Source organism: Collinsella aerofaciens (genome assembly GCF_040915425.1).
Classification (GTDB): domain Bacteria; phylum Actinomycetota; class Coriobacteriia; order Coriobacteriales; family Coriobacteriaceae; genus Collinsella; species Collinsella aerofaciens_BW.
Genome location: NZ_JBCPDN010000026.1, coordinates 14951 through 27127, shown reverse-complemented (window position 1 = coordinate 27127; position 12177 = coordinate 14951). Strand labels below are relative to the sequence as shown.

The 12177-nt window shown below is 59.5% G+C and carries 8 protein-coding genes; 5 read left to right on the top strand and 3 right to left on the bottom strand.

Annotation, left to right across the window (positions count from 1 at the left end):
• Positions 1 to 156: 156 nt before the first annotated feature.
• The gene (locus AB5164_RS05110) at positions 157 to 693 is read right to left on the bottom strand and encodes a PTS sugar transporter subunit IIA (RefSeq protein ID WP_035136613.1); all 537 of its coding nucleotides are present in this window, start codon (positions 691 to 693) and stop codon (positions 157 to 159) included.
• A 577-nt stretch (positions 694 to 1270) separates the two neighbouring features.
• Here AB5164_RS05110 and AB5164_RS05105 point away from each other — a divergent pair.
• A complete protein-coding gene (locus AB5164_RS05105; RefSeq protein WP_035136612.1) occupies positions 1271 to 2443 on the top strand; it encodes a Fic family protein in 1173 nt (390 codons plus the stop codon).
• 353 nt (positions 2444 to 2796) lie between these two features.
• On the opposite strand, the gene pyrE is transcribed toward AB5164_RS05105, so the two are convergent.
• The gene (pyrE, locus tag AB5164_RS05100; protein ID WP_148332521.1) at positions 2797 to 3477 is read right to left on the bottom strand and encodes an orotate phosphoribosyltransferase; all 681 of its coding nucleotides are present in this window, start codon (positions 3475 to 3477) and stop codon (positions 2797 to 2799) included.
• Between the two features lie 437 nt (positions 3478 to 3914).
• On the opposite strand from pyrE, the gene mgtA reads away from it, so the two are divergent.
• On the top strand, positions 3915 to 6683 hold the full coding sequence (gene mgtA, locus AB5164_RS05095; protein ID WP_368142792.1) for a magnesium-translocating P-type ATPase: 2769 nt from the start codon (positions 3915 to 3917) through the stop codon (positions 6681 to 6683).
• Positions 6684 to 6864: 181 nt separating this feature from the next.
• Here mgtA and AB5164_RS05090 read toward each other — a convergent pair whose 3' ends face one another.
• Positions 6865 to 8400: a helix-turn-helix transcriptional regulator gene (locus tag AB5164_RS05090; RefSeq protein WP_368142791.1), complete on the bottom strand. Its 1536-nt coding sequence runs from the start codon at positions 8398 to 8400 to the stop codon at positions 6865 to 6867.
• Between the two features lie 401 nt (positions 8401 to 8801).
• On the opposite strand from AB5164_RS05090, the gene AB5164_RS05085 reads away from it, so the two are divergent.
• The 3 genes from AB5164_RS05085 to AB5164_RS05075 are packed head-to-tail and all read left to right on the top strand — an operon-like array spanning position 8802 to position 12176.
• Complete coding sequence (locus AB5164_RS05085) at positions 8802 to 9539, top strand: DUF4428 domain-containing protein (protein ID WP_368142790.1); 738 nt, start codon at positions 8802 to 8804, stop codon at positions 9537 to 9539.
• A gap of 24 nt (positions 9540 to 9563) precedes the next feature.
• Positions 9564 to 10886, top strand: coding sequence for a hypothetical protein (locus tag AB5164_RS05080; RefSeq protein ID WP_368142788.1), 1323 nt, complete (start codon positions 9564 to 9566; stop codon positions 10884 to 10886).
• 48 nt (positions 10887 to 10934) lie between these two features.
• Positions 10935 to 12176 (top strand): SPFH domain-containing protein, encoded by a 1242-nt coding sequence (locus AB5164_RS05075; RefSeq protein WP_117763324.1) that lies wholly within the window; start codon positions 10935 to 10937, stop codon positions 12174 to 12176.
• Position 12177: the final 1 nt, after the last annotated feature.

Here is a 12177-nt window from a genome sequence, read left to right as displayed (position 1 = left end):
TTAAACGGCTGAAAAAGGGGCATCGACCTGCGCCGATGCCCCCAACGTGGACACACATTTTGTCCTATAAGCCGCAATAAAACGCTTCCCCACGGTGCAATAAAAAAGGTGGCCGGAAAACCCGACCACCCTTGCACATCCTTTGAACGCCGCAGTTTACTTGCGAACGACCTTAACGATGGCGTCACCGGCGGCGACGGCGGACTCTGCCTCAACGGTGAGCTCGACGTCGGCAAACTCGGCGGTGTTGGACACGGCCACCACGACGCAGTCCTTGTAACCGGCAGCGGCGATCTTGGCGCGGTCGATCTTGAGTATGGGCTGGCCGGCCTTCACAACGTCGTCGGCCTTGACGAAGCCCTCGAAGCCATCGCCGTTCATGTTGACGGTATCGACGCCAACGTGCACCAGAACCTCGATGCCGCTATCGGACTGCAGACCCACGGCGTGACCCATGGTGACGGTCACCTTACCGTCGCAGGGAGCGTAGACCAGATCGTCCTCGGGCCACACGGCACAGCCCTTGCCCAGAACCTCGCCACCAAAGACGGGATCGGGCACGTCGGCCATCTTGATGACCTTGCCCTTGACGGGCGAGCACAGCACGTCGGCGCCGGCAGAAGCAGAGATGGAGGCCGGAGCAGCGGCAGCCGCGGGCTCAGCCTTCTTCTTGAACATATCAAACAGACCCATACGTTTTCTCCTCTTGATTAAGCGCAACGTTGTGCGCATGCCTACGGTAATTATAGTGCCAAATGGTTCAAATGCTAAGGTGGGGACTCGAATCGCAAGCCCTTCTCGGTAGTGCTCGTGGGATGAGCATCTCCTTTGCATCGCGGTTCGATAAGCCGAGTATCGCCCACGCGCGGGACGGGCAGAAGCGGGCACGCCAAACCCGATACTTCTTTTCGCTCTCGAGTCCTGCCGCCGCCCCGTCCCTGACACTTCCTGATACCGACCGAAACGTGCCAAAATAAACCTGTCCCTTTTTGGTAGGTTTGGCGAGTGTGGATTTTCGGACGCTTAACTAACGAGCGTGGATAATCTCCCACTTTGAGGCCGTCACCGAGCCAAAAACGGGAGATTATCCGCTCTCATTTTGGATAACCCCCCTTGTACCAAGCCGAGCTCCATGGTCAAGTAATAACGACTTCTCATCATTAGATTGTTTACATCAATTCTAATAACTATTTAATCCTTAAACTCGTTATTAGAATTGATATGATTGGCCTAATAACGAGTTTCCGGCACTAAAGATATGGAGGGCGCGATGCAAATCGAGGAGAACGGCCAGGGAACGCTCCGCAATAATCTATCGGGGAAATTGGCTTACTATTCGTTTTTTCCAACGCCCTTGCAATCATTGAGGCAGCTAAACCTCACCGAGGAAACCTATCGCACGCTTTCCGCATGCTCACGAAAGCTTGGAGAGCTTGAAGGCATGCTCTACTTTGTTCCCAACGCCGATATGTATCTGACAATGTACGTGCGCAAAGAAGCACTCCTTTCTTCGCAAATTGAGGGAACCCAGTGCACGTTTGACGACCTACTTAGTCCATCGCAAACACAACTCCATCATAAAGATGTCGCAGACGTCGTGAATTACGTCCGTGCTGTCGACCGCGGCGTAGAACTGCTCAAAAAGATGCCCTTGTGCACGAGACTTCTTAGGCAAGTTCATGCGGTCCTGCTGGACGGAGTGCGCGGAACGGAGAAGAATCCAGGCGAGCTGCGCTCCTCACAAAACTGGATTGGCCCCTCAGGCTGCACCATTGCAACCGCATCGTTTGTCCCTCCAAACATTGAAGATTTGAGTAACACGCTCCAGGACCTCGAACGCTTTATCAATGAGCCTCAAGTCGAAATGGATCCGATTGTGCGGGCGGCGCTCGTCCATTACCAATTTGAAACTGCCCATCCATTCCTAGACGGAAACGGTCGCCTGGGCAGGCTTCTCATTACACTTATGCTCATCAATGATGGCGTTCTTCATTCTTGCTTGTTCTATCCATCGTTCCAGTTCAAGAAAAATCGAAGCGAGTACTACCGGCAACTCACATCCGTAAGGGAGAGAGGCACTTACGAGGAATGGATAGAGTTTTTCTGCAACAGTCTTCTCGAAAGTGCGAAGGACTCGGTAGGGTCTTTAAAAAACCTTGTTGACCTCCATAACCGTTCCACAGCAACCATTACCGAAAATCTCGGAAGGACTGCTGCAAACGGGCAAAGGCTGTTGGGCATTCTTGAAGAGCACCCCATCGTCGACACCGCATTCATCGCTGCCCAACTCGATATCGGCAGGAGTACCGCGAGCTCGCTCGTCAAATCATTTGAAGAATTGGGTATCCTCCGTCCGCTCGACGAGTCAAGACAGAGATACCGGCAGTACGGGTATGAAGAGTATCTTTCGATTCTCAGGGAAGACGCCGAGCCGATTAGATAGGCATCGCAACCCAGGCAAATTAAAGCGAGCGTGGATAATCTCCCACTTTGAGCCCGCACACAGGCCAAAAACGGGAGATTATCCACGCTCATTCCTGAGTAGTCATTTATGAACGTCCCCAATGACTAGTCCGGCAACGCCGATGTTTCGGCAACGACAGCGAGCGAGCCGCATTCGGAGCAAGACGACGCCGCAGGTAGAGAACGGACAGCGAGCGGGTCGCATTTGAGACAAGGTGACGTGAAACGAAAGGGCGCTGACCTTCTGGTCGCGCCCTTGAAGTTGAACGTCAGATTGTCCAAATGCGGCCCGCGCAGCGTCGAGCAGTTACGGCGTTTGGTAAAACGCCGTAACTAACGTGCTCCGTACTGCTCGTAGTAGGCGTCGATGGCGGTCTTGAGCTCGTCGTCGATGACAACCTTGCCGTCGATCTCGTGGTTGTAGAGGGTCTCGACGACCTCAGCCATGGAGACGATGCTCGCGACGGGGAAACCGTACTTGGCCTCGATCTCCTTCTGCGCGGTGGTCACACCGCCCTTGCCGACCTCCATGCGGTTGAGGGACACGATCAGGCCCTTGATCTCGACATCGGCAGCAGCCTTGACCTTGGGATAGGTCTCGTCGATGGACTTGCCGCTGGTGGTAACGTCCTCGACCATGACCACACGGTCGCCGTCCTTGGGCTCATAACCCAGCAGGTTGCCCTTATCGGCACCGTGGTCCTTGGCCTCCTTGCGGTCGCAGCAGTACTTGACCTCCTTGCCGTACAGCTCGTGGTAGGCAATTGCGGTCACGACGGCCAGCGGAATACCCTTGTAGGCCGGTCCAAACAGCACATCAAAGTCGTCGCCAAAGTTATCGTGGATGGCCTGGGCGTAATACTCGCCCAGCTTCTTGAGCTGATAGCCCGTCACGTAAGCGCCGGCGTTCATAAAGAACGGGGACTGACGGCCGCTCTTGAGCGTAAAGCTGCCGAACTTAAGGACGTCGGACTCGACCATAAACTTGATGAACTCTTGCTTGTAAGCCTCCATGCGGGCTCCTCTCGTAATCGCGTACGTGCCTTCCAGTTTAGCGCAGGCGAAGCGTCGATGCGGGCGCGCTTTGGGGCCACGGCATTCTGTAAAGGCTTTGTCAGGGGGAATGGTTTTCCGAACAATGGGGTTGACATGTCAAACCCCCTCATCAAGAATACGGGCGGATTAAAAAGGGGTACGAGATACCCAAAGCGCGCTGCGCTCAGCCTTTAGGAGGTGTGCCATGGAAGGCAGTCCTAGTCGAAAAACCTGCATGTCGCCCTCGGCACGCCGCGAGGACTCCGCACACGCATAAACGCCACCGGCAGATCGCCAAAACCACCGCAAAGGCGCGCTGCACCCTTTGTGGGCTCAAGAGCTTGACGTGAGCGACATCTAGGTTTTTTGAAGCAAATACGACACGTACGCTAACTCCCCTCAACAAGGAGGACCCTATGCTGATGCTCAAAACCGTCACGGTACTCGAAGCCATCTCCAAGCGCCGCCGCACGGCGCGCCCTGCCGCTCATACCGGCCTGTCCAAGAACACCATATTCGCCGCCACCCATAGTGCCGAGGACGCCCTCGTACTGCTTGACGCCACGGCAAACGGCCTCACCGTCGAGCAGGCAACTGAGCGCCTGAACGCCGTCGGCCCCAACACCATCGAGGCAACGACCAAAACGCTCGCCCGACGCATCGCCGACGCGTTCATCGATCCCTTCGCCGGCATCCTCGCCGCGCTCGCACTGGTCTCGCTCTACATCGACGTGCTCGCCGTGCCCGAACCGCAGCGCGACCCCTCCACGGTCATCGTCATCGGCACCATGCTGCTGGTATCGGGCGGCATGAAGTTTATCCAGGAAGCCCGCAGCGGCAATGCGGCCGAGGCCCTCAAGGACCTGGTCTCCAACACTTGCACCGCCCTGCGCGACGGCGAGCGCATCGAGATCCCCTTCGACGAGCTCGTCCCCGGCGATGTAATCCGTCTCTCTGCCGGCGATATGGTGCCGGCAGATGCCCGCATCATCACCGCGCGCGACCTGTTTGTGATCGAGTCCGCACTCACCGGCGAGAGCGAGGCCGTCGAGAAGACCACCGCCGTCACCGTCGTCGAGGGCGCCGACGGCTCCGCACTGCCACTCTCTGCCTGCAAGAACATCGTCTTTACCGGCACCTCCGTGCAAAACGGCGCCGCCATGGCGCTTGTCGTTGCCACCGGCTCGGACACCTACCTGGGCGGCATCGCCAAGATGCTCAACGGGCGCGGCGAAAAGAGCGCGTTTGACCGCGGCGTCTCGAGCGTCTCCATGCTGCTGGTGCGCCTGATGCTCGTTATGGCGCCGGCCGTCTTTGCCATCAACGCCGCCACCAAGGGCAACGTCATCGACGCGCTGCTGTTCGCCACGAGCGTGGCCGTGGGCATCACGCCGCAGATGCTTCCCGTCATCGTGACCACGAGCCTGTCGCAGGGCGCCAAGGACCTCGCCCGTCGCCAGGTTATCGTCAAGGAGCTGCCGGCGATTCAAAACCTCGGAGCGATGGACGTCCTGTGCTGCGACAAGACCGGCACCCTCACCGAAGACCGCATCGTGCTCGAGCGCTACCTCAACACCGATGGCAACGAGGACGCGCGCGTGCTGCGCCATGCGTTTTTGAACAGCTTCTTCCAGACCGGCCTCAAAAATCTTATCGACCTGGCCGTAATCGACCGTGCCGATGTGACGCCCTCGACCGTCGCACCCGATTCCATGCTGGGCCAGAGCCTGCGCGACCGCTACACCAAGGTCGACGAGGTTCCCTTCGATTTCTCGCGCCGTCGCCTGAGCGTAGTTGTCGCCGACGCCCAAGGCAAAACCCAGATGGTTACCAAGGGCGCTGCCGAGGAAATGCTCGAGATCTGCTCCTTTGTCGAGATCGATGGCATCGCTCAGCCGCTCACCGACGAGAAGCTCGCCCAGATTCGCAAGCAGATCGCCGGACTTAACGCCGAGGGCCTACGCGTAATTGCCGTGGCGCAGAAGACCAATCCGCGCTGCGTGGGCGAGTTTGGCATCGCCGACGAGTGCGACATGGTGCTGATGGGCTTTTTGGCCTTCCTCGATCCGCCCAAAGCAAGTGCCGCGGGCGCCGTCGCCACCCTCGAGGCCAAGGGCGTGGCGGTCAAGATCCTAACCGGCGACAACGACCGCGTCGCCGCCACCGTCTGCGAGCAGATTGGTATCGATGCGAGCAACGTCTTGCTCGGCTCCGAGATCGATGCGCTCGATGACGCCGAACTTGCCGAGCGCGCCGAGAAAACCCACCTCTTCGCCAAGCTCTCGCCGCTGCAGAAGGCGCGCCTGGTACGTGTCATGCGCGAGATGCTCGGCCACACCGTGGGCTTTATGGGCGACGGCATCAACGACGCCGCCGCCATGCGTGCGAGCGATTGCGGCATCTCGGTCGATTCGGCCGTCGATATTGCCAAGGAATCCGCCGATATCATCTTGCTTCAGAAGGACCTGGGCGTGCTCGAGCGCGGCATCATCGAAGGCCGCCGCACCTACGGCAACCTGCTCAAGTACCTCAAGACCACGGTGAGCTCCAACTTTGGCAACGTGCTGTCCGTGACCGTCGCGAGCTTGTTCTTGCCGTTTTTGCCTATGAGCGCTCTGCAGCTGGTGCTGCTATCGCTCGTCTACGAGATCGTGTGCATCGCGCTGCCGTGGGACACCGTCGATGACGCCTGGACTGCCCGCCCGCGTGCTTGGGATGCCGCGTCCATCAAGGGCTTTATGCTCGAGCTGGGCCCCGTGAGTTCGCTGTTTGACATCGTGACCTTCGCCGCGCTCTTCTTTGTGGTGTGCCCTGCCACCGTAGGCGCAAGCTGGTCCGAGCTCGCCGGGACGGGCAACGTCGCGGGTATAGCGACCTTTGCTGCGCTCTTCCAAAGCGGCTGGTTTGTCGAGTCCATGTGGTCGCAGACGCTTGTGATCCACATGCTGCGCTCCCCGCGCCTGCCGAGCCCGCGCGACCACGCCGCGCCCGCGCTGTGCGCGCTCACCGTGCTAGGCCTGGCGCTTGTCACCTGGCTGCCGGCAAGCCCCATCGCCGATGCACTCGGCCTCATGACGCTGCCCACAAGCTTTTTCGCGCTGCTCATCGGCATCGTCACCGCCTACATCGCGCTCACCCAGCTGGCAAAACGCCGCTACATCGCCCGCCACGGCGAACTGCTGTAGCAAGCAGGCGAAAAACACCCTGCCAGCCGCCATTACCGCTACCACAGCTGCCGACGCCGCTGCCGTTGCCTCTGTCGCCGCCGCAGTCTATCCCCTCAGCAGTTGCGGTGAAATAGTTCCTGTTTAAGGTCCCGCGACTTTAATTTAGGGACTATTCCACCGCAACTTATTGGAGGATTAGCTAGTCCTTGGGTGTCCAGGACCAGAAGAAGTTGATAAGGGCCACGCGCGAGGCGGTGCCGGTCTTTTTGTTGATCGAGGAAATGTGACGGTAGAGCGTGGAGCGCGAAAGGAAAAGCGTTGCGGCGATGTCCTGAACGCTCTGGTCCGAAACGACCAAGGCCTCAAGAATATCGCGCTCGCGCTCTGTAAGCTCAAAGGTGGCGACGAAGGCATCGAGGCGTTCATCGGACGTGAGCTCCGCTGCCTCCACGGGCTCGGAGTCGGAGCATGTGGGCGCAAGATCCCCACCAAGATCATCAGTGGCAAGCGGCAGGCCGTCCTGCATCACGACATCATCGGCCCGTTGCCCCAACTGCCCCAGCAGCGTAATCGCAATACCCACAAACATCACGAGCGCCGCGCCGACTGCCACCAGCACGTTTTGACTCGAGATGATCGCCACCGCCGGCGCCGTCACGAGCATCGAGCACACGTTGTTGACGACGCGACCCATGCACGGCCAAAAATATGACCAGCGCGCATAGAGTGAGATGGCGGCGAATTTTGTGGTAAAGAACACCACAAAGAAGCCCGAGCCCAGATAAAAGATGATCGTGGCAGCAAGCTCGTTGCCGCCATTGCCATCGATGATGAGCACAAAGAACGAAAGCGTGGACAGCATGGCGACACATGTCATGCCGATATTCATATACGAGCGGTCGTGCAGGTCAAATAGTGCGCCGGCGGCCAACGAGCTCACGACAAGCAGCAGGCGCGGCCAGTCACCCAAATCAACGGCTCCGGTAGCATACAGGGTTGTGAGGCCCGCGTTGAGAGCGGCGAATACGCCGGAAAGATACGCTGTCGCCACGGTCAGGCGAACTACGGTGCGGCGAAATGCCGCCTTTGCCTCGGGATCGTCATGCCATTTGGCGCCATATTTCAGAGCATCTACCGAAAGCCCGGCAGCACTGGGTTCGAAGTTGGGATCGGACTCGTCGCGCAGCTTGGCGCGTCGGGCACCGTGGAGCAACGCTACCTGCGCGATCGCACAGATGACCAGAACAGCCTGCTGAGGAATACCAACAGGCATCGCCATGTGGTTGAACACCTGTACCAGAACGCCCATGGCATAGGAAAGTGCTGCGGCGCGCGCCAAGCAGGGCGTCCGCGCAAAGCGTCGCGCAAAGTTTGCGTGGGCAGTCGATCCGCAGTAGCCCAGGGCGCAGCACGCCACCAGGCCGCCGGCAATTACCACCTCAAACCGCACTGCCATAATCATCAGCAGCAACGCCGATACCAAAAGCACGCCTGTAATATCGCTCGTCGCATCGATCGTCTGGGGACGGCGATAGTACAGAAATGGGCGCACGAAAAAGCCAATCACGCTCGCGCCGACAACGATGCTCTCGTAGATGACGACCTCACTCGATGGCACGAACTCGGCTATGCGCACATCAAAAAGATACTCGCACGCCAAAAACGTGAAGAAGAACAGCGCCAGGCATATAATCTCCCGAATGCCCCGACGCAGATATGCGGTTGTGTCTCCCATGCCCCTCACGGTTAACCCCCGGCCGCTTAATTGGTCTGGAATCTATTTTAATAAAGAATCAATCTCAATATCAAAACCAAGCTCGAAATGCTGCTAATTCGACCCCAGTCGTCCACATCACGCCGAGATTTTGAGCCGCATGGCCCAGAAGGGGCACGCGCGACCTCTAACTCGGCCAGGAGTGTCTCCAACTGCCACTCATTTAAGTACGTCCCCAATGAGTACCTTCGGCAAAGAGTGTCCCCCGCGACTAGTCGTTTAAGAACGTCCCCAATGACTAGTCAAAAATGGGCCATGTGTCCCAGTTGTGGAGACTCCTTGAGCCGTCTGGGTATCGCGAAGAATCGCACACTCCCCCATCATCAAAAGTGACACACGCTACCTGTTGATGGGAGGCAGCCATGGGCTTCTTTGACAAGATGTTCGAGAAGAAAGAGTGCGCGATTTGCGGTACCGAGCTGGGACTTCTAGGTAAGACAAAAATCAATGAAGGCTACCTGTGCAAAGAGTGCGCCGGCAAGCTCTCCCCCTACTTTCACGGCTATCGCTCCAGCACCGCGGACGATATCCGTGAGCAACTCGCCTACCGCGAGGCCAACGCCGAACGCCTGTCTTCGTTCAACCCCACGCGCACGCTTTCTGCCGGGCGCACCAATATTATGCTCGATGAGGACGCGGGCCTGCTGATCATCACTTCGCAGAGCCGCTGGCGCGACGCCAATCCCGACATCATCGAGTTCTCGCAGGTACTCGGCTGCGATATGGATATCGACGAGCAACGCACCGAGATCTATCGCGAGACCAAGGACGGCGAGCGCGAGAGCTACAACCCGCCGCGCTACGACCTGGATTACGACTTTAATCTGACCATCCATGTCAACACGCCGTACTTTACCGAGATCAACCTGCGCGTGAACGACTCCACCATCGATCAGCGCGGCTCCATCGAATACCGCAAGGCCAAGCGCCAGGCAACCGAGGTCCGCGATGCGCTGGTGCAGCTGCGCCAGGAGACGCGCGACAGCGTCGTGGCCGCCAAGGCCCCCAAGACCGCGGTGACCTGCCCCTTCTGCGGAGCCACCACCATTCCCGATGCCAGCGGGCGCTGCGAATACTGCGGCGGCGCCATCGGCGCATAGCCCCCGGCACGGAAAGGACCGATCATGGCCTTCGAGAGCGTTAACTATCAGTGCCCTGCCTGCGGTGGCCCCTTGCATTTTGCAAGCGCCGAGCAAAAGCTCGTCTGCGACTACTGCGACTCGCGCTTTGAAGTCGAAGAAGTCGAGGCCCTCTATCGCGAGCGCCAGGACAAGGCAGACGCCAAAGCCGACGCCGCAGCGGCGGCACCCAAGCCCGCGACCGACGCTGCGGTGCAGGAGCTTGCCCAAAACGCCGGCTACATCTGCTCGTCGTGCGGCGCCGAGCTCGTGTCCGACGGCACCGTCGCCGTCACCACCTGCCCGTACTGCGGCAACTCCGCCGTGGCGCCCGGTCAGCTCTCGGGCGACTTCTCGCCCGACCTGGTGATTCCGTTTAAGCTCGGGCGCGATGACGTCACGGCCGCACTCAAGGAACACTACAAGGGCAAGATCTTGCTGCCCAAGAGCTTTGTCACCGGCAACCACATCGACGAGGTCCAAGGTGTCTACGTGCCGTTTTGGCTCTACGGCGCCCGCGTTGACGGCGAAGTGCACTTTGACGCGACCAACGAGACCGTGACCGAGGAATCCGACCGCACCGTCACGACCACCGACCACTACGATGCCTATCGCAAGGGCAATATCTCGTTTAAGCGCGTGCCCGTCGACGGATCGTCCAAGATGCCCGACGGCCACATGGACGCCATCGAGCCGTTTGACTACGACGCGCTGCGTCCGTTCTCGATCGCATATATGCCCGGCTACATCGCCAACCGTTACGACAAGGACTGCGAGACCTGCAAGGCGCGCGCCGAGCGCCGTATGGAAGAAAGCACGATCTCGGCCCTGCGTGAGACCGTCGTCGACGAATACGACGATGCCACGGTCGAAAGCAAGCAGCTCGACTACACCTGGGAAGACAGCGACTACGCCCTGTTCCCCGTCTGGATGCTCTCCACCTCGTGGAACGGCAAGAGCTACCTGTTTGCCATGAACGGCCAGACCGGCCGCTTGGTCGGCGAGCTCCCCTGCTCCAAGCCCAAGCTCGCCATCGCCTCGGTGCTGTTCTTTGTGATCGGATTTATCCTCTCCCAGATTCTCTTTATGGGGGAATACGCCTTCGATCCGGATTACCTCACCTTTGATATCGAGGGCATCCTCATCAACGTCATCGCGCCGCTGATCATCGCGATTATCGGAGACGTGCTACTGGTAGGCCAGCTCAAGACGGCCAACGAGGCCACCCACGCCGACGAGTACTGCGGCGAGCTCGACCTGACCGAGAAGCACGACACCTTCAGCCACACCGAGACCACCGTTGTCATGAAAGACGACAAGGACGACTAAGCAATCCAACCAATACCACCCGGCCTTTGACGAGAAAGGAAGATTACCATGGGACTCTTAAAAGCTGGATTGGGAGCTGCCGGCGGCGTCATGGCCGACCAGTGGAAGGAATTTATCTATTGCGAATCGATGCCTGCTGACGTCTTGGCCTGCAAGGGCAGCAAACGCACCGGTGGCCGCAGCTCCAACACGCGCGGCGAGGACAACGTCATCTCCAACGGCTCGGTCATCGCCGTCAACGACGGCCAGGGCATGCTCGTGGTGCAAAACGGCAAGATCATCGAAGTCGCGCTGGAGCCCGGTGAGTTCGTCTTCGATACCGGCAGCGAGCCGAGCGTCTTTAGCGGCAACCTGGGCGACTCCATCAAGGAGACCTTCGCCAATATCGGCAGCCGCTTTACCTTTGGCGGCGACGCGGGCAAGGACCAGCGCGTCTACTTCATCAACACCAAGGAGATCATCGGCAACAAGTACGGCACCGCCTCGCCTGTGCCCTTCCGCGTGGTCGACAACAATATCGGCCTGGACGTCGACATCTCCGTGCGCTGCAACGGCGAGTATTCGTACCGCATCACCAACCCGCTGCTGTTCTACACTAATGTGTGCGGCAACGTGACCGACAGCTATACGCGCGATAAGATTGACAGCCAGCTTAAATCCGAGCTGCTCACCGCCCTGCAGCCCGCCTTTGCCAAGATCTCGGAGATGGGCATCCGCTACAGTGCCATCCCCGGCCACACCACCGAGCTCGCCCGCGCGCTCAACGAGGTCCTCTCGGCCGACTGGCGCGATCTGCGCGGCGTCGAGATCGTAAGCTTTGGCGTCAACTCCATCGCCGCCTCGCAAGAAGACGAGCAGATGATCAAGGATCTGCAGAAGGCCGCGGTCATGCGCGACCCCACCATGGCGGCAGCCAACATCGCCAGCGCTCAGAGCGATGCGATGCGCGCCGCGGCGGCCAACCCCAACGGCGCGATGGCCGGTTTTATGGGCATGGGCATGGCGGGCGGCATGGGCGGCATGAACGCCAGCCAGCTGTTCGCTGCCGGCCAGGCACAGCAGCAGGCCGCCCCGCAGCCGGCTCCGGCTCCCGCCCCCGCACCGGCACCCGCTGCCGCACCTGCGGCCGGCGCATGGACCTGCAGCTGCGGCGCCACCAACACCGGCAAGTTCTGCTCCGAGTGCGGCAGTCCCGCACCCGCCCCGGCGCCGGCCAAGTGGTTCTGCCCCAACTGCGGTAGCGAAAACGGTGGCAAGTTCTGCAGCAACTGCGGAACGCCCAGGCCCTAGC

What these genes read in the sequence shown, in the direction of transcription:
- AB5164_RS05110 (WP_035136613.1), bottom strand. Translation starts at nt 693, where the DNA reads ATGGGTCTGTTTGATATGTTCAAGAAGAAGGCTGAGCCCGCGGCTGCC.
- AB5164_RS05105 (WP_035136612.1), top strand. Translation starts at nt 1,271, where the DNA reads ATGCAAATCGAGGAGAACGGCCAGGGAACGCTCCGCAATAATCTATCG.
- pyrE (WP_148332521.1), bottom strand. Translation starts at nt 3,477, where the DNA reads ATGGAGGCTTACAAGCAAGAGTTCATCAAGTTTATGGTCGAGTCCGAC.
- mgtA (WP_368142792.1), top strand. Translation starts at nt 3,915, where the DNA reads ATGCTGATGCTCAAAACCGTCACGGTACTCGAAGCCATCTCCAAGCGC.
- AB5164_RS05090 (WP_368142791.1), bottom strand. Translation starts at nt 8,400, where the DNA reads ATGGGAGACACAACCGCATATCTGCGTCGGGGCATTCGGGAGATTATA.
- AB5164_RS05085 (WP_368142790.1), top strand. Translation starts at nt 8,802, where the DNA reads ATGGGCTTCTTTGACAAGATGTTCGAGAAGAAAGAGTGCGCGATTTGC.
- AB5164_RS05080 (WP_368142788.1), top strand. Translation starts at nt 9,564, where the DNA reads ATGGCCTTCGAGAGCGTTAACTATCAGTGCCCTGCCTGCGGTGGCCCC.
- AB5164_RS05075 (WP_117763324.1), top strand. Translation starts at nt 10,935, where the DNA reads ATGGGACTCTTAAAAGCTGGATTGGGAGCTGCCGGCGGCGTCATGGCC.